This window comes from Streptomyces sp. NPDC059850 (assembly GCF_042731515.1).
Lineage (GTDB): Bacteria > Actinomycetota > Actinomycetes > Streptomycetales > Streptomycetaceae > Streptomyces.
In genome coordinates this window covers 11705-31976 of record NZ_JBHWJI010000073.1, presented here as the reverse complement: position 1 = coordinate 31976, position 20272 = coordinate 11705, and the positions used below count along the sequence as shown (strand labels likewise).

Here is a 20272-nt window from a genome sequence, read left to right as displayed (position 1 = left end):
GGCCTACGGGGCCTCAAGGGGCGGTTGCGGACCGTTTCCGGAGATGTGGGTCACCTGTTCGCGGAAGTCCCGGGACAGCGGCTCGTGAGGGTAGCGCCGCTCCAGTTCGCCGGTGAGTTCTCCGGCGACCATCAGCAGCGACGGAAGCGACTTCCGAGGCGTCTCCAACGCGCGGCCGCCGATCGAGACGGCTTCCTCCAGCTCACCGGAGCGGATGGCGGTCACGCCGAGCGTGAGGCGGGCCTCGGCGATGCGCATGGGCGAGATCTCGGTGCCGTCCGGTGCGGTGCCGAGGCGGACGACCTCCCGCGCGTGGACGGCCGCGCGCTCGTCGTCGCCGAGCAGCCGGTACGCGTCCATCTCGTAGAAGTCCCACTTGTCGGGGTCGATGACGAAGTGGTGCTCGCGGTGTTCTGGCCGGGGCAGCCGCTCCAGGCGGGCCCGGCCCGCGTCGAGCGTGGCACGGACCTGGCGTGCGTCGCCCATCCGGGCGTACGCCTTGGCGCTCTGGGCGTAGAGCTGCACCCCGATGCTGTGCGTCGAGTCGGAACAGTGCCCCGCGCTCACGCAGTCGATCACGTCCGCGTACCGCCCCTGAGTCAGGGCGAACCACGCCCCGAGTTCCCACGACCACGCCGTGATCTCGCCGTGCCCGGCCTCCTGCCCGATGCGCAGCGCCGCGGCGCGGCTCAGCTCCGCGGCCTGGCGCTGACCCATGTCGTACTCCAGGCAGCCGCCGAGCAGGAACAACCAGCCCGTGGCGACGAGGAGTTCACGGTGCTGGGTCAGGGTGGTGCGGCCCTGGAGTATGTCGGTGACATGGCGGATGCCCGCCCGCGTCTGGTGGTGGAGTTGATCGGCGGACGTGAACGGATAGGCGCGGCACAACTGGTCGATCGCCTCCGCGATCATTTCCAGGTCGGCCGGTCCCACATCGGTGGCGTGCGTGCGGCGTGCCAATTCTGCGACCTCCCACAGTGTGGGCTCTGGGGCCAGCATGCCCGAGGCGTCGGGGTGCCTCAACGCCGGAGGAGCGGCGCTCGGCGCGGGGGACGTCTCCCAGGGGCGAGCCGCCAGCCCGATCATCGCGCCGGGAATGCGCAAGGCGTCCGCGATCTCCTCGATTTTGGCCAGCGAGGTGATGCGCGCATCGCCACGGGCGACGGTCCCGACGCGTTCGGACTTGATGCCGCACGCTTCGCCGATCTGGTTGTAGCTGATGCCGCCCCACTTTCGGGCCAGCCGAAAGACCGTGCCGAAGTCCCGTACGGCGAGTGCGCTCCGTACGTCGTCGCGTTCGAGTACGCGGGGCGGTAATGCGGTGGGTGGCGTCACGTGATGCTCTCCTCCCGCCCACGGTGGGTCTACCCATCATGGGCTAACGCCCGGCCGTATGAACGGTGACGCTTGCAGGTCAAGAAGACCACGCGACCGGCAATGAGCGAGGTTGCTCCCGTACCGGGGCGCGGTCTGCGGCGTGGCCGGGACGGGCGCTTTGAGCTGCCGCTTCGGGGTGTTCGGTCCGAGACCGCCACTCCCGCCACGCTGGTGCTGACGACGCTGGAGGCGGAGCAACTGCACGCGGCGCTTTGCTACGCGCTTGACGGTGAGCCGGTGCCTGGGGATGCGCCGGGGTGCCGGGCGGCGGTTCGCTATCGCGGTGGGCGGGAGCGGTATTGAAACGAGCCTCCTCGCCCGCGAGCGTGCGGGCGAGGAGGCCGGTCGTCGCTACTTCCACCTGCTGGTCGGCGCCGAGGGCGAGGTGCTGGGGCGGGTCACCGGGGCCGTGCGGACCATGTGCGACCTGGCCGCCGACAGCTACGGGCTGAGCGCGCTGCAGGCCGAGACCATCCTCGACAACGTGGCCTCCCGCGCCGCGCTCGCCCGCACCGGGTTCACCGTCGTCGGCGAGACGAGGCTCGACGGCCGCCCCGGCCTGACGTACCGGCGAGACGTACGCCCGTGAACGCGGCCCACGCGTCCCGCGCGGTGCCGACGACCGCGCGTGCGGTCATCGGCACCGCTGGTGTTCCGATGGCCAGGTCAGGCAGCGTCGTCGTGGGCGGTGGCGGTGGACTTCGCCTGCCATGCGGTGAGGTCGTCCCGGAGCTGGCCGATCTTGACCTGCTGGCGCTCGATGGCGTCACGGCCGAGCGCCAGGTGGGTGGGCAGCTTGTCCTGGCAGGTCACTTCGTAGATCAGCGCGGCTCCCTTGACGGGGTCGCCGAGCTGGGTGTGGTTGGCCTGGCCGATCCAGTCGAGGGTGTCGTGGGCCGGGGTGCCGTCGTAGGCGGGAATGCGGTGGGCGGCGGTGGACAGTGAGCTGCCGTCCAGGAAGTCGGTGCGGAAGACGCCGGGTTCGACGACCATGCTCTGGATGCCGAACGGCGCGAGTTCCACGGAGAGGGCTTCGCTTACCCCGGCGACGGCGAACTTCGAGGCGCTGTACAGGCTGACGCCGGGCTCGCCCTCGAATCCGGACCGCGATCCGATGTGGACGATCTTCCCGTGGCCCGCCTCGCGCATCACGGGAAGGACGGCACGGGTGACATTGATCAGGCCGAAGACGTTGAGGTCGAACAGGGAGCGCGCCTCGGCGTCCGTGACCTCCTCCAGCGCGCCGAGCAGCCCGCGCCCGGCGTTGTTGACGAGCACGTCGATACCGCCGAACCGGTCGACGGCCGCTTCGACGGCCCGCGTGATGTCCTCGCCGCGGGTGACATCCAGCGCGAGGCCGAGCACGCGGTCGGACCGCTTCAGGTCATCCGGCAGGCGGTCCGGGTTACGGGCCGCGACCACGACCGCGTCACCGCCCGCCAGCGCGGCTCGGGCGATCTGCAGGCCGAACCCACGGGAGGCTCCGGTGATGAACCAGGTGGACATGAGACTCCTTCTCTCAATCAGTGGCGGTACGGAAACGGGGGGCGGGGCGGGGGACGGGGCCGTGGCCCCGTCATCTGCCCCTGTGACTCCACTGAACCAGCCCTGAGCAGGGAAAAGAGGCGCGAAAAGGGCCCGGATCATCGGGGGACAAACTGGGCCACCCTCGCTCGCCGCACGCAGGGTGCGCACGCGCAGACTTGGTGGCATGACCCGTGAGGAGACAAGCTCCCGCCTGGCGGAGTTCCTGCGCTCGGCCCGCGCGCGCCTCGGCCCGCAGGAGGCCGGACTGGAGGAGGAAGGCTTCGGCCGCCGCCGTGTGCCCGGACTACGGCGGGAAGAACTCGCCCGCCTGGCGGGCGTGAGCGTGGATTACTACACCCGCCTGGAACAAGGCCGCAGCCCCAGCGCCTCGGCAGAAGTCCTCGACGCGCTCGCCACCGCCCTGCGCCTCGACGACGCCGAACGCGCCCATCTGCACACCGTCGCCCGCCCCGCCTCGGTCCAGCGCAAGCGCCGATCCCGGCCGCAGCGCGTCCATCCCGGCACCTGGGACCTGCTGGACACCCTGGAGGACGCCTGCCGACCGGCCTTCGTCCTCGGCAGGCGCCTCGACGTCCTTGCCCACAACCGCCTCGCGGGGCGGCTCATCACCGACTTCCGCGCCCTGCCCGCCGCGCGGCGCAACCAGGCACGCTTCGTCTTTCTCGACCCCCACGCCCGCGAGCTGTACACCCACTGGGCCGCCGTCGCCGCCGACACGGCCGCCATGCTCCGCCTCGACGCGGGCCGTCACCCCGACGACCCCGCCCTCAGCGCTCTCGTCGGTGATCTGTCCCTGCACAGCCAGGAATTCCGCCGCTACTGGTCCGACAACAAGGTTCACCGGCGCACCACCGGCACCAAGGAGTACCACCACCCCCTCGTCGGCGACCTCACCATCTCCTACCAGGCCCTGACCCCTGGCGACGATCCCGACCAGATCGTGTTCATCTATCGCGCCGAACAAGGCAGTCCATCAGAAACCTCACTGCGGCTGCTGGCCTCCTGGAACGCACCCGGACCCGGACCCACGGCACCGCAGGCAGCGCCGGAGCACGACTCCACCGCTCTACGGAACACCGGAAACCGCAGGCGCTGACAAAAGCCGATCTCCCTCTTGCATGTTTCATGCCATGCCCCATAAGTTACTGACAGGTAGCTTAGGAGGTGGTGCTTTCCCGGTGGAGAGCGGCTTCCGGGCGGGCTGCCCGATCGTGGCCGTCGCCGTGGAGACCAACGACGACGCGCCCCAGCTGGCCCGTGCCGCCGCTGCCGAGATCCACGACCTGCTGCTCCACGCCCTGCCCCAACGGCCTGAGGCCGGACCCCGGCCTTGAAGGAGTCGTCAATGCCCTCGCTCGACCGTCAGGAAAACGTCTTCGTCCTCGATCTGGGAGACGGCGAGAACCGCTTCCACCCCGACTGGATCGCCGCCGTCGGCGCCGCGCTCGACGAGGTGGAGAAGGCGGAAGGACCCCGCGCGCTGGTCACCGCCGCCACGGGCAAGTTCTACTCCAACGGCCTCGACCTGGACTGGCTGTTCGCCCACTCTGATCAGCACCAGGACTACGTCGTCTCCGTCCACCAGCTGTTCGCGCGGATGCTGTCGCTGCCGGTCGTCACGGTGGCCGCGCTGCAGGGGCACACGTTCGCCGCGGGCGCGATGTTCTCCCTGGCCCACGACTTCCGCGTCATGCGCGCCGACCGCGGCTTCTGGTGCCTGCCCGAAGCGGACATCAACATCCCCTTCACACCCGGCATGTCCGCCCTCATCCAGTCCCGGCTGACACCGCAGACGGCGCACGAGGCCATGGTCACCGCCCGCCGCTACGGCGGGGCCGACGCCGCGGCCGTCGGCATCGTCGACCAGGCGGTCCCCGAGGACGCCGTACGCTCCACCGCCATCGAGATCGCCCAGGCGCAGGTGAACAAGACCGGCGACACCCTCGGCGCCATCAAGGCCCGCATGTACGCCCCGGCCCTGGCCACCCTCCGCGACACCACCAACCCGCTCGGCTGACCAGTACCAAGCAACCTAGGAGAACGACCATGACCACCACCGACCTCGCGGCCATGTCCGGCCTGGAACTGATGCGCTGGGTGCAGACCGAACGCCCCACCGACATCCCGTCCATCGGCCGCCTGCTCGGCATGCGCTTCGACGAGGTCGAGCACGGCCGCCTCGTCATCTCCCTCGACACCCGCCCCGACTTCGCCAACCCCCTCGGCACCGTCCACGGCGGCATCGCCGCCACCCTCCTGGACTCCGCCATGGCCTGCGCCGTCCACACCACCCTGCCCGCCGGTGCCAGCTACACGACCCTCGAACTCAAGGTCAACTACATCCGCGCCGCCCGCACCGACGGACAGACCCTCACCGCCGAAGGCACCGTCATCCACGCGGGCCGCCGCACCGCGACCGCCGAGGGCAAGGTGCTGGACGACCAGGGCAACCTGATCGCCCACGCCACCACCACGTGCATGATCCTTTAGTGCTCCGTCTCCGGCGGCCCAGAGGTTCCTGTGAAAACGGTCGGGAAGTGCTCGTTCTGGGCGCACGCCCTTGTCAGGCCCGCATGACCCTAACTATCTTGACGTCAAGATTTCTGGGCAGAGGGTGAGGAGCGGAGATGGCTCAGGAGGCGCGTGAATACGTCTTGGGCGGCCTGCATCACGTGCAGCTTGCCATCCCTCCAGGAAGTGAAGAGCTCTGCCGCGATTTCTGGGGAGGCATTCTCGGGATGGCGGAGCTCAAGAAGCCGCCAGCGCTAGCGGCTCGTGGGGGGTGCTGGTTTCGAGGCGGTGGCCTGGAGGTCCACTTGGGGGTTGAAGAGGACTTCCGTCCGAACAGGAAGGCACATCCGGGCATCCTTGTGACCTCGCTCCAAGCGCTCGCCGTGCGATTGGAAGACCACGGGGTGAGCGTCACCTGGGATGACGACTTCCCTGGACACGATCGCTTCTACGCGTTCGACAAGCTGGGCAATCGGCTCGAGTTCCTTGAACCTGTCCGCGATCGCTGACGGAGGCATGACCGCAGCGACCGCCGAAGGCAAGGCGCTGGGCGACCAGGGCAACCTGATCGCCCGCGCAACCACTACCCGCCGGGTCGGGTCAGACGCCCATGGGGTGCCAGACCGTTTTTGTCTCCAGGAAGGCGAGGAGGCGGGTGGTGCCGGGGTCGGTGGGCCAGTCCACAGGGTGTGGACGGAGTACGCGTTTGAGGTTGTCGGCGGACGCTGCTTCGAGTTCGGTCGCCAAATCCTTGGCCGCGCCTGCCAGGTCGATCGCGTTGACGTCCTGGTGGGCGGCGAGCGGGGTGGCGAGTTCCGGGGTGCGGCCGGAGAGGATGTTGACCACGCCGCCCGGGAGGTCGGAGGTGGCCAGGACCTCGGCGAGGGAGAGGGCGGGGAGCGGGGCGCGCTCGGCGGCCACGACGACGGCCGTGTTGCCGGTGACGATCGCCGGGGCCAGGACCGAGATCAAGCCCAGGAAGGAAGAGTCCTGGGGGGCGATGAGGGCCACCACGCCCGTCGGCTCGGGGGTGGAGAGGTTGAAGTACGGCCCGGCCACGGGGTTCGCTGAGCCCGCGATCTGGGCGATCTTGTCGGACCAGCCCGCGTACCAGACCCAGCGGTCGATCGCCGCGTCGACCACAGCGGTGGCCTTCGGCTTGGACAGGCCCTCGGCGGACGCGACCTCCGCCACGAACTGGTCGCGGCGGCCCTCCAGCATCTCGGCGACGCGGTACAGGATCTGGCCCCGGTTGTACGCGGTGGCGCCCGACCAGCCGCCGAACGCCTTGCGCGCGGCGGCGACCGCGTCGCGGGCGTCCTTGCGGGAGGCCTGGGGGGCGTTGGCCAGCCAGTGGCCCTTTGCGTCGGTCACCTCGTACACCCGGCCGCTCTCGGAACGCGGGAACTTCCCGCCGACGTACAGCTTGTAGGTCTTGAAGACGCTGAGACGGTCAGACATTGAGGTATGCCTCCAGGCCGTGGCGGCCGCCCTCGCGGCCGTAGCCCGACTCCTTGTAGCCGCCGAACGGCGAGGCGGGGTCGAACTTGTTGAACGTGTTGGACCAGATCACCCCGGCGCGCAGCTTGCTCGCCATCTCCAGGATGCGCGAGCCCTTCTCCGTCCAGATGCCCGCCGACAGGCCGTACGGGGTGTTGTTCGCCTTGGCGATGGCCTCGTCGGGGGTGCGGAAGGTCAACACGGACAGGACCGGGCCGAAGATCTCCTCGCGGGCGATCCGGTGCGCCTGGGTGACGCCGGTGAAGAGGGTGGGCGCGAACCAGTAGCCGGAGCTGGGCAGTTCGCACGCCGGGGCCCAGCGCTCGGCGCCCTCGGTCTCGCCCGCGTCGGCCAGCTCGCGGATACGGGCCAGCTGCTCGGCGGAGTTGATCGCGCCGATGTCGGTGTTCTTGTCCAGCGGGTCGCCGACCCGCAGGGTGCGCATACGGCGCTTGAGGGCGTCCAGCAGCTCGTCCTGGATGGACTCCTGGACCAGCAGGCGGGAGCCCGCGCAGCAGACATGGCCCTGGTTGAAGAAGATGCCACTGATGATGCCCTCGACCGCCTGATCGATCGGCGCGTCGTCGAAGACGATGTTCGCGGCCTTGCCGCCCAGCTCCAGGGTGACCTTCTTCTCCGTACCGGCCACCGTGCGGGCGATCGCCTTGCCGACCTCGGTCGACCCGGTGAAGGCCACCTTGTCGATGCCGGGGTGGGCGACCAGCTCGGCGCCGGTCGAGCCGTCCCCGGTGACGATGTTGACCACGCCCTTGGGCAGGCCCGCCTGGCGGCAGATGTCCGCGAAGAAGAGGGCGCTGAGCGGCGTCGTCTCGGCGGGCTTCAACACGACCGTGTTGCCGGTCGCCAGCGCCGGGGCGATCTTCCAGGCCAGCATCAGGAGGGGGAAGTTCCAGGGGATGACCTGGCCCGCCACGCCCAGCGGCCGCGGATCCGCCCCGTAGCCTGCGTACGCCAGCTTGTCGGCCCAGCCCGCGTAGTAGAAGAAGTGCGCCGCGACCAGCGGCAGGTCGGCGTCCCGCGATTCGCGGATCGGCTTGCCGTTGTCCAGCGACTCCAGCACCGCCAGCTCGCGCGAGCGCTCCTGGATGATCCGCGCGATACGGAACAGGTACTTGGCGCGCTCGGCGCCGGGCAGCGCCGACCAGGACTCGAACGCCTTACGGGCCGCCTTCACCGCGCGGTCCACGTCCTCGGCGTTGGCCTGGGCGACCTCCGACAGGACCTCTTCCGACGACGGGGACAGCGTCTTGAAGACCTTGCCGTCGCCCGCCTCGCGGAACTCGCCGTCGATGAACAGCCCGTACGACGGGGCGATGTCGACGACCGCGCGGGACTCGGGAGCGGGGGCGTACTCGAAAACGGGCATGGCGTATCAGTCCACCGTCACGTAGTCGGGACCGGAGTACCGGCCGGTGCTCAGCTTCTGGCGCTGCATCAGCAGATCGTTCAGCAGACTCGACGCGCCGAAGCGGAACCAGTCCGCGGACAGCCACTCCTCGCCCAGCGTCTCGTTGACCATCACCAGGTACTTGATCGCGTCCTTGGTCGTACGGATGCCGCCCGCGGGCTTCACCCCCACCTGGACGCCGGTGGCCGCGCGGAAGTCCCGTACCGCCTCCAGGAGGACCAGGGTGACGGGCGGCGTCGCGTTGACGGACACCTTGCCGGTCGACGTCTTGATGAAGTCGGCGCCCGCGAGCATCGCCAGCCAGGACGCGCGGCGCACGTTGTCGTACGTCTGCAGCTCGCCCGTCTCGAAGATCACCTTCAGGTGCGCGGCGGTCCCGTCCTCGCGGACGCACGCCGCCTTGACCTGCCGGATCTCCTCGAAGACGTCGAGGTAGCGGCCGGAGAGGAACGCCCCGCGGTCGATCACCATGTCGATCTCGTCCGCGCCTGCCGCCACCGCCTCCCGGGTGTCGGCCAGCTTCACGGAACGGGCGGCGCGGCCGGACGGGAACGCGGTCGCGACGGCCGCCACGTGGATCGCGCTGCCCCGCAGGGCCTCCTTCGCGGTCGCCACCATGTCGCCGTAGACGCAGATCGCCGCGACGGGCGGGGCGGAGCGGTCGGTGGGGTCGGGGCTGATCCCCTTCGCGCACAGCGCCCGGACCTTGCCCGGGGTGTCCGCGCCCTCCAGGGTCGTCAGGTCGATCATCGAGATCGCCAGGTCGATGGCGTACGCCTTCGCCGTCGTCTTGATCGAGCGGGTGCCGAGGGTCGCGGCACGGGCCTGCAGGCCGACCGCGTCGACGCCCGGCAGGCCGTGCAGGAAGCGGCGCAGCGCGCTGTCGGTGGCGGTCACGTCCGCCATCGACGCCAGTCGCTCCGCGGCCTCTGTGCCGTATGCGGGAACTGTGGTGGGCATGGTCACCAGGTGAGCATATCTACGCGCGTAGCGGTATGTCACCCCCCGGCCTTGATCGGGACCGGGCCCCGATCGACCCCGACCCGGTCCCGCTCCGGCCCTGCTCCGGTCCCCGATCCGTGCTCGTTCCGTGTTGATCCCGAGGCCCAACGCGCCCGGCCGTGCGGCACAATCGGCCCCATGACGAGCCCGGACGACCCCGCACGCCCCCCGCAGCCCGACGAGGAGCCCACGTACGGCGACCGCGTCTACCGCTCCCCGGGCGGCATCGCGGGCGGCGTCCTGCTGCTCGCCCTCGGCGGCTGGCTCGGCATCGACGCCATCCTGCGCGGCGAGGGCCGCACCCCGTGGCTGGCCCTCGCCGGGCTGCTGTGCGCCGTGCCGGTGGTGATCGCCTTCACCGTGCGCCCGGCGGTGTACGCGGGCGCGGACCGGCTGCTCGTACGCAACCCCTTCCGCACCATCACCCTCCCCTGGGCCTCCGTCGACACCCTGCGGGCGAGCTACACCAGCGAGGTGCTGGCGGGCGGCGCGACGTACCAGCTGTGGGCCGTCCCCGTCTCGCTGCGCCAGCGCAAGCGCGCCGCCCGGCAGCAGAACCGCGACGCGGCGTCGCCGACGTTCCTCGGCCGTACGCCCGGCCAGAGCGCCACGGCGGACCGGCGCGCCCAGGCCGACCAGACGATCGGCGATCTGCGCGAACTGGCCGAGTCCAACGCGGCCCGCGAGGGCGCGCAGGGCGAGCCCGAGGTGCGCTGGGCGTTCGAGGTCATCGCGCCGACCCTGGCCGGGGCCGTGCTGCTGGTGATCATGCTGGTGATCTGAGGCAACCGTCGGCTCAGATCCCGGCCGCCGCCGCGAGGTCCTTCTTCAGGGCCGCCAGCACCGTTTCCGCCGTGGCGCGGGCCCGGGGCAGGTCCTCGGCCGTGGGCACGTCCACGACCACCTCCAGGTAGCACTTCAGCTTGGGCTCCGTACCGCTCGGCCGCACGATGACCCGCGCCGAGCGGACGGCGTCCTTCCCGGCCAGGAGATACCGCAGCCCGTCCGTCGGGGGCAGGGTCTCCGTACCCCGGGACAGATCCTCGGCCGAGGCGACCGCCAGGCCCGCCAGCTCGGCCGGGGGCTCCTCGCGCAGGCGCCGCATCGCCGCCGCGATCAGGGACAGGTCCTCGACCCGTACGGACAACTGATCGGTGGCGTGCAGACCGTGCGCCACGGCGATGTCGTCCAGCAGGTCGGCGAGCGTACGCCCCTGCCCCTTCAGCTCCGACGCCAGCTCCGCGACCAGCAGCGCGGCCGTGATCCCGTCCTTGTCGCGCACGCCCTCCGGGTCCACGCAGTACCCGAGCGCCTCCTCGTACGCGTACCGCAGACCGTCCACCCGGGCCAGCCACTTGAACCCCGTCAGCGTCTCCGCGTACGCCGCGCCCGCGTCGGCCGCGATGCGGGACAGGAGCGACGAGGAGACGATCGTCGTCGCGAACGCGCCACGGGCGCGCCGCCTGTGGACGAGGTGGGTGGCGAGCAGCGCGCCGACCTCGTCGCCGCGCAGCATCCGCCAGCCGCTGCCCGTCCCGGGCGCCGGGACCGCCACCGCGCAGCGGTCCGCGTCCGGGTCGTTAGCGATGACGATGTCCGGCGCCGCCTCGCCCGCCGCCTCGCGCGCCGTCGCGAACGCCAGGTCCATCGCCCCCGGCTCCTCCGGGTTCGGGAACGCCACCGTCGGGAACGCCGGATCCGGCTCCGCCTGCTCGGCCACCACCGTCGGCGCCGGGAAGCCCGCCCGCGCGAACGCGGCGCTCAGCGTCTCGCGGCCCACGCCGTGCAGCGGCGTGTAGACCACCCGGGCGTCGCGCGGCGAGCCGGGCGTCAGCACGGCGTCCGTACGGGCCAGATACGCGTCCAGGACGGCGTCGTCCAGCGTCTCCCACCCGGCCTCCGGGCGGCGTACGTCGTCCAGGCCGCCGATCGCCGCGATCTCGGCCGCGATCTCCGCGTCGGCGGGCGGAACGATCTGCGAGCCGTCGCCCAGGTAGACCTTGTACCCGTTGTCGCGCGGCGGGTTGTGGCTCGCCGTGACCTCGATCCCCGCGACGGCCCCCAGATGCCGGATGGCGAACGCGAGCACCGGCGTCGGCAGCGGACGCGGCAGCAGCGCCGCGCGGAATCCGGCGCCAGTCATGACGGCCGCCGTGTCGCGCGCGAACTCCGCGCTCTTGTAGCGGGCGTCGTAGCCGATGACGACGAGGCCGGTGGCGTCGTACTGCGGCTGCTTCGCGAGGTACGCGGCCAGCCCGGCGGCGGCGCGGATGACGACGGCGCGGTTCATCCGCATGGGCCCCGCGCCCAGTTCACCGCGGAGGCCCGCGGTGCCGAACTGCAGCGTGCCGTCGAAGCGCGCGGCGAGCGCGCGCCGCGCCGCGTCGTTGTCCCCCTCCTCGGCCGCGTCCAGCAGCGCGCGCAGCTCGGCGCGCGTCTCGGGGTCGGGGTCCTCGGCCAGCCAGGTGCGGGCCTGGTCGATGAGGTCGAGCGCCATGTGGTGGGCCTCCTGGGTGGGGGTGCGGGTGCGAGTGCCTTGTGCGGCTGCGGCTGCGGCTGCGGGTGGGGGTGGGTGCGCGGTTGCTGGGGTGGTGGGTGCCGGGTGCGGCGCCTCCGGGGCGGGGCCCTGGACTCGTATATTTACGGCGCCGCTGCCGTGGAACGTGAGGTGGGCCGGAAGTCCACGGCGCCACAAATACACGTCGTCGTCCAGGACCCCACCCCTGCGACCCCGCCCCCTCCCGCCGAGTAGCGGCTCCCCGCCTGTGGGGCCAGCCCCGGGTGCGGTTCCGGTCCCAGGTGGGGTGGGTGCCCCTCGGATCGTCGGCGGTCACAGGTCGTTGGCCCGTCGTCTGGCGGCTGGCCGCGCCCACCCCTGCCCGGTGGCCGCCACCGGGTGGACCGGGGCCGGGCCGGGGCTGGCCCCACCGGCGGGGAGCCGCCGTCCGGCGGGAGGGGTGGGGTCGCAGGGGTGGGGTCTCGGACGACGCCGTGTATTTGTGGCGCCGATCGTTCGACGGTCACTTCACGCTCCTGGTCAGCGGCGCCGTAAATATACGAGTCCGGGACCCTGCCCCGGAGGCCCCGCACCGGCACCCACCACCGCACCGTCCGCGCACCCGCGCCCCGTTCCGGATTCGCACAATCCAGCCCCTCCGGCGCTTGAGGAGCGGGGTCCGGGGCGGAGCCCCGGCGGGGGTGTGGGGGCGGAGCCCCCACCCGGCGCGGGACGCTATGACTCGGGGCGGCCCGTGGTGACCGCGTAGAACGCTACGGCCGCGGCCGCGCCCACGTTGAGGGAGTCGACGCCGTGCGCCATCGGGATGCGGACCCATTCGTCGGCGGCCATCAGGGCCTGGGTGGAGAGGCCGTCGCCCTCGGCGCCCAGCATCAGGGCGACGCGGTCGAGGCGGTGGGGAGCGGCGTCGTCGAGCGAGGTCGCCTTCTCGTCGGGCGTGAGGGCGAGGATCTTGAAGCCCGCGTGCCGGACCGCTTCGAGGCCGCGCGGCCAGGTCTCCAGCCGGGCGTACGGGACGGAGAAGACGGCGCCCATGGAGACCTTCACGGAGCGGCGGTAGAGGGGGTCGGCGCAGTCCGGGGAGAGGAGGACGGCGTCCATGCCGAGGGCGGCGGCGCTGCGGAAGATGGCGCCGATGTTGGTGTGGTCGTTGACGGACTCCATGATCACGACGCGTCGGGCGTGCCCGAGGAGTTCCTCGGCCTCGGGCAGCGGTTTGCGCTGCATGGAGGCGAGGGCGCCCCGGTGGACGTGGTAGCCCGTGACGCGTTCGGCCAGTTCGGGGCTGACGGCGTAGACGGGGGCGGGGACGTCCTCGATGACGTCGCGCATGACGTCGACCCACTTGGACGACAGCAGCATCGAGCGCATCTCGTAACCCGCGAGGCGGGCCCGCCGGATCACCTTCTCGCCCTCGGCGATGAACAGCCCTTCGGCGGGTTCGCGCTTGCGTCGTAGCTCCACATCGGTCAGACCCGTGTAGTCGCGCAGCCGCGGGTCGTCGGGATCATCGACGGTGATGAGATCAGCCACTTGAGTGATACTGCCTTGTCCTGGATGCCGTGCCAATGCGGCGACGTGAGGAAGTTACCGGTGGTTACGTCAGCGGGAGCCGACGGCGACCACGTCGCCGATGACGATGACCGCGGGGGGCCGTACGCCCTCGGCGGCGACCGTGTCGCCCACCGTGGCCAGGGTCGCGTCCACGCGGCGCTGGGCGGCGGTGGTGCCCTCCTGGATGACGGCGACGGGGGTGTCCGGGCCCCGGCCGTGCTGGACGAGGGCGGCGGCGATGGCGCCGATCTTCTCGACGGCCATCATGAGGACGAGCGTGCCGCGCAGGCTGGCCAGCGCGGACCAGTCCACGAGGGAGCGCGGGTCGTCGGGGGCGACATGGCCGCTGACCACCGTGAACTCATGGGCGACCCCGCGGTGGGTGACCGGGATCCCGGCGGCGGCCGGGACGCTGATGGAGCTGGAGATGCCGGGGACGACCGTGCACGGGATTCCGGCCTCGGCCAGCGCCTCGGCCTCCTCCATGCCACGGCCGAAGACGAACGGGTCGCCGCCCTTGAGCCGGACGACGGACTTGCCCGCCTTGGCGTGTTCGATCAGCGCGTTGTTGATCGCCTCCTGGGCCATGAAGCGGCCGTACGGGATCTTCGCGGCGTCGATGACCTCGACGTGCGGCGGGAGTTCGTCCAGGAGGTCGCGGGGGCCGAGCCGGTCGGCGACCACCACGTCCGCCTCGGCGAGGAGGCGGCGGCCGCGCACGGTGATCAGGTCCGGGTCGCCGGGGCCGCCGCCCACCAGGGCGACGTGCGGGCCTCGGGTGCGGTGGCGGGGGGCGGCGAGAGTGCCGTCGCGCAGGCCCTCCACCACGGCGTCGCGCACGGCGGCGGAGCGGCGCGGGTCCTGCCCGGTGAGCACGGCGACGGTGACGCCCTCGCTGCGCCCGGTGGCCGGGGTCCACGCGGAGGCGGCCTCGGCGTCGTCGCTGCGTACGCACCAGACGCGGCGCGCCTCGGCCTCGGCGGAGGCGGCGGCGTTGGCGGCCGGGTCGTCGGTGGTGATCAGCGCGTACCAGGCGTCCTCGAAGTCGCCGTCCTGGTAGCGGCGGCGCTCCCAGCGCACCTCCCCCGCCTCGGCCATGGCCTCGACGGAGGGGGTCGCGGAGGGCGAGATCAGCAGGATGTCCGCGCCCGCGGCGATCAGCGCGGGCAGCCGCCGCTGGGCGACCTGGCCCGCCCCGAGGACGACGACGCGCCGCCCCGTGAGGCGCAGTCCGACCGGGTATGCGAAATTCTCGGACATGGCGGTGCGGCTCTCCTCATGCGAATGCCTGCCGCTGCGGCGCTGGAGCGGCTGCTCAAGTTTTGCTGATCAAGTGGTGCTGATCATGTGGTGGGGCGTGGCCCCCGCCGACACCTTACGTGGCGGGGGCGCACGTCAGTTCTTCTCCGTGACTCCGGCGGAGTCGAACGTGGCCACCTCGTGCATCGCCCGCGCGGCGCTCTGCACCACGGGGAGGGCGAGCAGGGCGCCCGTACCCTCGCCGAGGCGCAGGTCCAGGTCGACCAGGGGGCGCAGGCCCAGCTTGTTGAGGGCCGCGACGTGGCCCGGCTCGGCGCTGCGGTGGCCCGCGATGCACGCGGCCAGCACCTCGGGGGCGATGGCGCGGGCGACGAGGGCGGCGGCGCCCGCGCTGACCCCGTCCAGGATGACGGGCGTACGCAGCGAGGCGCCGCCCAGCAGCAGCCCGGCCATGGCGGCGTGCTCCAGGCCGCCGAAGGCGGTGAGGACGCCGATGGGGTCGGCCGGGTCGGGCTGGTGCAGCTCCAGACCGCGCCGTACGACGTCGATCTTGCGGGCGTGCATCTCGTCGTTGATGCCGGTGCCGCGGCCGGTCACCTCGGCCGGGTCGGCGCCGGTGTAGACGGAGACCAGGGCGGCCGAGGTGGTGGTGTTGGCGATGCCCATCTCGCCGGTGAGCAGCGCCTTGTTCCCGGCGGCGACCAGGTCGCGGGCGGTCTCGATGCCCACTTCGAGGGCGCGCAGCACCTCTTCGCGGGTGAGGGCGGGGCCGGTGGTGAAGTCGCCGGTCCCGGGCCGGATCTTGCGCGGCAGCAGACCGGGGGTGGAGGGGAGTTCGCTGGCCACGCCCACGTCCACGACGCACACCTCGGCGCCGACCTGGCTCGCGAAGGCGTTGCAGACCGCGCCGCCGCCGAGGAAGTTGGCGACCATCTGGCCGGTGACCTCCTGCGGCCACGCGGTGACGCCCTGGGCGTGCACCCCGTGGTCACCCGCGAAGATCGCGACCGCGGCGGGCTCCGGGATCGGCGGCGGGCACTGCCGGGACAGGCCGCTGAGCTGCGCGGAGATGATCTCCAGCATGCCGAGCGCGCCGGACGGCTTGGTCATCCGCTTCTGCCGCTCCCACGCCTCGCCGAGCGCCTTGGCGTCCAGCGGACGGATGCCCTGGAGGGTTTCCGTCAGCAGGCTGTGCGGGTCCTCGCCGGGCAGCGCGCGCCGCCCGTACGACTCCTCGTGGACGACCCACGACAGCGGGCGGCGCTTGGACCAGCCGGAACGCAGCAGCTCCGGCTCCTCTGGGAACTCGTCCACATACCCGACGCACAGGTACGCCACGGCCTCCAGGTGGTCCGGGAGGCCGAGCGTACTGACCATCTCGCGCTCGTCGAAGAAGCTGACCCAGCCGACGCCGAGCCCTTCGGCGCGGGCGGCGAGCCACAGGTTCTCCACGGCGAGCGCGGAGGAGTACGGCGCCATCTGCGGCTGGGTGTGCCGCCCGAGGGTGTGGCGGCCGCCGCGGGTGGGGTCGGCGGTGACGACGATGTTGATCGGCGTCTCGAGGATCGCCTCGATCTTCAGTTCCTTGAACTGCTTGGCCCGGCCCTTGGGGAGGGACTTGGCGTACGCGTCGCGCTGGCGCACGGCCAGCTCGTGCATGGTGCGCCGGGTCTCCTCGGAGCGGATGACGACGAAGTCCCACGGCTGGGACTGCCCCACGCTGGGCGCGGTGTGCGCGGCCTCCAGTACGCGGCGCAGCACCTCGTGCGGGATGGGGTCGGGCCGGAAGCCGTTGCGGATGTCGCGGCGCTCGCGCATCACGCGGTGGACGGCGGCGCGCTCGGCGTCGTCGTATCCGGCCCCGGCGGGCTCGGACGACGTCTGCGCGTCGTCCTCGTGCTCGTCCTCTTCGCCCTGTTCGCCCTGTTCGCCCTGCGGGTCGGTTTCGGCGTCGCCTTCTGCCGATTCGCCGTCGGGTGCGGTCTCGTCATCGTCCGGCCCCACGGCTGTGGTCGCCCCTTCTTCGGAGCCCTCGGCGTCGTCGGTCTCGGCCGCCACCGCCTCGGGATTCTCCCCGGGAGCCGCCTCGGCCCCGGGTGCCTGCGGCTCGGCCGTCCCGTCCTGCGCGTCGGCCGGGGCCTGCGCCTCGGCAGCCGCGTCCGGTACGTCGGCCTCCGCGGCCGGGTCGGGGGCGGCCGGGTCGGCCGAGGTCTCCGCATCGGCAGGCGCGGCCTGCGACACCGGAGCCTCACCCGGGGCAGCCGGGTCCACCGGGGACTGCGCCTCGGCTTCCGAGGCCGGGACCGCATCGGCGGCAGCCGGGTCAGCCAGGGTCTGCGCGTCGGCAGTGGCCGAGTCGCCCGGGGTGGCCGCGTCAGCGGACGCGGCCTGCCCTTCAGCCCCCGAAGCCGCCTCAGCGGATGCCTGGTCAGCCGGAGCCTGTGCATCGGCAGCGGCCGGGTCGGCCGGGGCCTCCGCGTCGGCGGGCGCGGCCTGCGCATCGGCCCCCGACACCGGAACCTCGCCCGGAGCAGCCGCATCGGCCGCAACCTCCGCCCCAGCCTCCGAGGCCACGTCGGCGGCAGCCTGGTCAGCCGGAACCTGTGCATCGGCGGGCGCGGCCTGCGCATCGGCCCCCGACACCGGAACGTCACCCGGGGCAGCCGGGTCCGCCGGAGCCTGAGCCTCGGCAGGCGCGGCCTGCGCATCGGCGCCCGGCACCGGAACCTCACCCGGAGCAGCCGCATCGGCCGCAACCTCCGCCCCAGCCTCCGAAGCCGCGTCGGCGGCAGCCTGCGACACCGGAGCCTCACCCGGAGCAGCCGGGTCCACCGGAGTCTGCGCATCGGCATCCGAAGCCGGGGCCGCGTCGGCGGCAGCCTGGTCAGCCGGGGTCTCCGCATCGGCGGGCGCAGCCTGCCCGTCAGCCTCCGACGCCGGAACCTCACCCGGAGCAGCCGCATCGGCCGCAACCTCCGCCCCAGCCTCCGAGGCCACGTCAGCGGCGGCCTGGTCAGCCGGAACCTGTGCATCGGCAGCAGGCGGGTCGGCCGGGGTCTCCACGTCGGCGGGCGCGGCCTGCGCATCGGCCCCCGACGCCGGAACCTCACCCGGAGCAGCCGCATCGGCCGCAACCTCCGCCCCAGCCTCCGAGGCCACGTCGGCGGCAGCCAGGTCGGCCGGAGTCTGCACCTCGGCGGGCAGGGCCTGCGCGTCGGCGGCAGCCTGGTCAGCCGGGGTCTCCGCATCGGCGGGCGCAGCCTGCGCGTCAGCCCCCGGCACCGGGACCTCGCCCGGCGCAGCCGCATCGGCCGCAACCTGCGCCCCGGCCCCCGAAGCCGCCTCAGCGGATGCCTGGTCAGCCGGAGTCTGCGCCTCGGCAGCGGCCGAGTCGGCCGGGGTCTCGGCGTCAGCGGGCGCAGCCTGCGCGTCGGCCTCCGACGCCGGGACCTCGCCCGGAGCAGCCGCATCGGCCGCAACCTGCGTCCCGGCCCCCGAAGCCGCGTCGGCGGCGGCCTGCGACACCGGAGCCTCACCCGGGGCAGCCGGGGACTGGGCCTCGGCAGGCACGGTCTGTGCGGCGGCCTCCGGGGCCGAGGTCGCGTCGGCGGCGGACGGGTCGCCCGAGGCCTGCGCATCGGCGGGCGCAACCTGCCCGACGGCCTCCGGCGCGGAAGCCTCACCCGGGGCAGCCGGGTCCGCCGGGGTCTGCACCTCGGCGGGCAGGGCCTGCCCGACGGCCTCCGAGGCCGGGGCCGCGTCGGCGGCAGCCTCGCCAGGCACGGACTGCGCGTCAGCCTCCGGCACCGGAACCTCGCCCGGAGCAGCCGGGTCGACCGGGAGCTGCGCAGCCGCCCCTGCGGACGAGGCCCCGTCGGCGGCGGCCGGATCGGCCAGCGCCTGCGCATCGGCGGCGGCCGAGTCGCCGGGAGCCTGCGCGTCGGCAGCAGCCGGGTCTAGCGGGTACTGCGCCTCGGCCTCCGGGCTCGAGGCCGCGTCGGCGGCAGCCTGGTCGGCAAGGGCCTGCGCATCGGCATGCGCAGCCAGCCCGACGGCCTCCGGCGCGGGAGCCTCGTCCGGGGCAGCCGGGTCGGCAGGGAACTGCGCCTCGGCGGGCACGGCCTGCGCGTCAGCCTGCAGGGCCGGGGCCTCGCCCGGTTCGGCATCCTCCGGCGCCGGAGGCTGGCCCGGGGCGGCCGGGTCCGCCGGGAACTGTGCATCGGCAGGCAGGGCCTGCGCGTCGGCGGCAGCCGGGTCAGCCGGGAAGTGCGTCTCGGGGGGCGCGGGGTGCGGGTCGGCGACTATCGCGTGGTCAGGGTCGGCGTAGGGGTGGGGGATCTGGGCCGGGATGACGGCCTGGGGGCCCGCGTAGAGCTGGTCCGGGGTGATGCCCGGCTGGATCTGGGCCGGGATGTCGAGGGGCGGGTGGCCGGGTTCCATGACGGGCGCCCCGCCCTGGGGCGGGATGGTCGCGGCGGGGTCGGCGTAGCCCGGGTCCGGGTAGGCGGCGGGGTCGGGGTACGCCGGGTCGGCGTAGCCCGGGTCCGGGTAGGCGGCGGGGTCGGGGTACGCCGGGTCGGCGTACGTCGGGTCCGCGTAGCCCAGGTCCATCGCCGTCGGCTCGCCCAGACCGACCGTTTCTGCGGGTGGGGGGCCCCAGGCGTCGCCGGGCGGCGGGGCTTCGCCGAGCTGCGGGCCCGGGAGCGGGCCGGGGTCCTCGGGCTGGGGCTGGGGCTGGGTGGTGAAGTACTGGGGCCCGGCGGCGTACTCGGGGGCGCTGGCGTAGTCGACCGGCTCGGGCGGGGGCGCCTGCTGGGGCTGCTGGACGGGCGGGGCGGTGTTGCGGGCCGCGGCCGGGCCCCGGTCGGCGAGGGAGCGGACGATGCCGCTGCCGGAGGTGTGGTCGGGCACGGGCGGGCCCATGTGCAGGGGGCGGCGGGGCGGCGTGGGGGGTGCGGCGGGGGCCTGGGACGGCTGCTGGACGGGTTGCTCGGCCGCCGGGTGGATAACCGGACCGGCCTCGGGTTCGGCCACCGGCTGCGGCTCGGGCATCTGCGCGTCGGCGTACGCGGCCATGCCGGGGTCCAGCACTCCGCCCTCGTACAGCCCGTGGCCCTGGCCCTGCTGCTGCGGGGGGTACGGGAGCTGGTGCTCGTACTGGGCCTGCTGCTCGTACTGGGCCTGCTGCGCCTGCTGCTCGCTCCAGGCGCCCTGCGCACCCGGCATCAGCAGCAGGTCGTCCTCCTCGGTGCCGGTTTCGGGGCCGTCGAGGAAGGGGTATCCGGCGTCGGCAGGCGGGGAGTGGACATCCGCCGGGTGCGGGTGTCCGAGTCGTCCGCCTGCGTTCTCCGGCAGTCCCTCGCCCGGGACCTGGCCGGTGTCGGTCATGCGTACCCCTCGCCCATCGCTAGTGCTCCTTCCAACCGCCTACCGCCGGGAGCAAGCCCCGTGAGCAAGAACGAGCGTGCGCCGTGCGCGGCACGTGGCACGCCCGAGGCTTGCCCACCGCGGCCCGGTAAGAAAGGGGCGCATTCCGGCCTTTGGCCGATAAAGCGCCGAACACCGGGCAGCGG

General features: G+C 73.0%; 16 protein-coding genes. 7 read left to right on the top strand and 9 right to left on the bottom strand.

What is annotated here, in order from left to right; all coding sequences use genetic code 11:
* Nucleotides 1–3: 3 nt before the first annotated feature.
* Nucleotides 4–1335 carry a tetratricopeptide repeat protein gene (locus ACFV9T_RS37870; RefSeq protein ID WP_385447171.1) on the bottom strand — a complete coding sequence of 444 codons (1332 nt, stop codon included), beginning with the start codon at nucleotides 1333–1335 and terminating at the stop codon, nucleotides 4–6.
* A 271-nt stretch (nucleotides 1336–1606) separates the two neighbouring features.
* On the opposite strand from ACFV9T_RS37870, the gene ACFV9T_RS37865 reads away from it, so the two are divergent.
* Nucleotides 1607–1966: a GNAT family N-acetyltransferase gene (locus ACFV9T_RS37865; RefSeq protein ID WP_385447169.1), complete on the top strand. Its 360-nt coding sequence runs from the start codon at nucleotides 1607–1609 to the stop codon at nucleotides 1964–1966.
* Between the two features lie 77 nt (nucleotides 1967–2043).
* Here the strand turns inward: ACFV9T_RS37865 and ACFV9T_RS37860 are convergent, their stop codons facing one another.
* The gene (locus ACFV9T_RS37860) at nucleotides 2044–2883 is read right to left on the bottom strand and encodes an SDR family NAD(P)-dependent oxidoreductase (RefSeq protein WP_385447167.1); all 840 of its coding nucleotides are present in this window, start codon (nucleotides 2881–2883) and stop codon (nucleotides 2044–2046) included.
* Nucleotides 2884–3088: 205 nt separating this feature from the next.
* Here ACFV9T_RS37860 and ACFV9T_RS37855 point away from each other — a divergent pair, with 205 nt between their 5' ends.
* The 5 genes from ACFV9T_RS37855 (at nucleotide 3089) to ACFV9T_RS37835 (ending at nucleotide 5945) form a co-directional block, all read left to right on the top strand.
* Nucleotides 3089–4021, top strand: coding sequence for a helix-turn-helix transcriptional regulator (locus ACFV9T_RS37855; protein ID WP_385447165.1), 933 nt, complete (start codon nucleotides 3089–3091; stop codon nucleotides 4019–4021).
* Between the two features lie 82 nt (nucleotides 4022–4103).
* Nucleotides 4104–4259: a hypothetical protein gene (locus ACFV9T_RS37850; protein ID WP_385447163.1), complete on the top strand. Its 156-nt coding sequence runs from the start codon at nucleotides 4104–4106 to the stop codon at nucleotides 4257–4259.
* Between the two features lie 11 nt (nucleotides 4260–4270).
* Entirely contained in the window at nucleotides 4271–4942 is a 672-nt protein-coding gene (locus tag ACFV9T_RS37845) for an enoyl-CoA hydratase-related protein (RefSeq protein ID WP_385447161.1), read from the top strand.
* 29 nt (nucleotides 4943–4971) lie between these two features.
* Nucleotides 4972–5415, top strand: coding sequence for a PaaI family thioesterase (locus tag ACFV9T_RS37840; RefSeq protein WP_385447159.1), 444 nt, complete (start codon nucleotides 4972–4974; stop codon nucleotides 5413–5415).
* A 137-nt stretch (nucleotides 5416–5552) separates the two neighbouring features.
* Nucleotides 5553–5945, top strand: coding sequence for a glyoxalase (locus tag ACFV9T_RS37835; protein WP_385447157.1), 393 nt, complete (start codon nucleotides 5553–5555; stop codon nucleotides 5943–5945).
* A 91-nt stretch (nucleotides 5946–6036) separates the two neighbouring features.
* On the opposite strand, the gene ACFV9T_RS37830 is transcribed toward ACFV9T_RS37835, so the two are convergent.
* Genes ACFV9T_RS37830 through deoC form a run of 3 tightly spaced genes read right to left on the bottom strand, consistent with a single transcriptional unit; the run spans nucleotide 6037 to nucleotide 9331 of the window.
* A complete protein-coding gene (locus ACFV9T_RS37830) occupies nucleotides 6037–6897 on the bottom strand; it encodes an aldehyde dehydrogenase family protein (protein ID WP_385447155.1) in 861 nt (286 codons plus the stop codon).
* Complete coding sequence (locus ACFV9T_RS37825; RefSeq protein WP_385447153.1) at nucleotides 6890–8323, bottom strand: aldehyde dehydrogenase family protein; 1434 nt, start codon at nucleotides 8321–8323, stop codon at nucleotides 6890–6892. The genes ACFV9T_RS37830 and ACFV9T_RS37825 overlap by 8 nt, the downstream gene beginning before the upstream one ends.
* 6 nt (nucleotides 8324–8329) lie before the next feature.
* Nucleotides 8330–9331 (bottom strand): deoxyribose-phosphate aldolase, encoded by a 1002-nt coding sequence (gene deoC, locus ACFV9T_RS37820; RefSeq protein ID WP_385447151.1) that lies wholly within the window; start codon nucleotides 9329–9331, stop codon nucleotides 8330–8332.
* A gap of 174 nt (nucleotides 9332–9505) precedes the next feature.
* Here deoC and ACFV9T_RS37815 point away from each other — a divergent pair, with 174 nt between their 5' ends.
* Nucleotides 9506–10150, top strand: a complete 645-nt coding sequence (locus ACFV9T_RS37815) for a PH domain-containing protein (protein WP_385447149.1) — start codon at nucleotides 9506–9508, stop codon at nucleotides 10148–10150.
* Nucleotides 10151–10163: 13 nt separating this feature from the next.
* Here ACFV9T_RS37815 and ACFV9T_RS37810 read toward each other — a convergent pair whose 3' ends face one another.
* The 4 genes from ACFV9T_RS37810 to cobT all read right to left on the bottom strand — a co-directional run bounded on the left by ACFV9T_RS37810 (nucleotide 10164) and on the right by cobT (nucleotide 20087).
* Nucleotides 10164–11864, bottom strand: a complete 1701-nt coding sequence (locus ACFV9T_RS37810; RefSeq protein ID WP_385447148.1) for a phospho-sugar mutase — start codon at nucleotides 11862–11864, stop codon at nucleotides 10164–10166.
* Between the two features lie 735 nt (nucleotides 11865–12599).
* Nucleotides 12600–13418: a TrmH family RNA methyltransferase gene (locus ACFV9T_RS37805; RefSeq protein ID WP_385447146.1), complete on the bottom strand. Its 819-nt coding sequence runs from the start codon at nucleotides 13416–13418 to the stop codon at nucleotides 12600–12602.
* 69 nt (nucleotides 13419–13487) lie between these two features.
* Nucleotides 13488–14699: a uroporphyrinogen-III C-methyltransferase gene (gene cobA / locus ACFV9T_RS37800; RefSeq protein WP_385447145.1), complete on the bottom strand. Its 1212-nt coding sequence runs from the start codon at nucleotides 14697–14699 to the stop codon at nucleotides 13488–13490.
* 135 nt (nucleotides 14700–14834) lie between these two features.
* Nucleotides 14835–20087 carry a nicotinate-nucleotide--dimethylbenzimidazole phosphoribosyltransferase gene (cobT, locus tag ACFV9T_RS37795; RefSeq protein ID WP_385447143.1) on the bottom strand — a complete coding sequence of 1751 codons (5253 nt, stop codon included), beginning with the start codon at nucleotides 20085–20087 and terminating at the stop codon, nucleotides 14835–14837.
* Nucleotides 20088–20272: the final 185 nt, after the last annotated feature.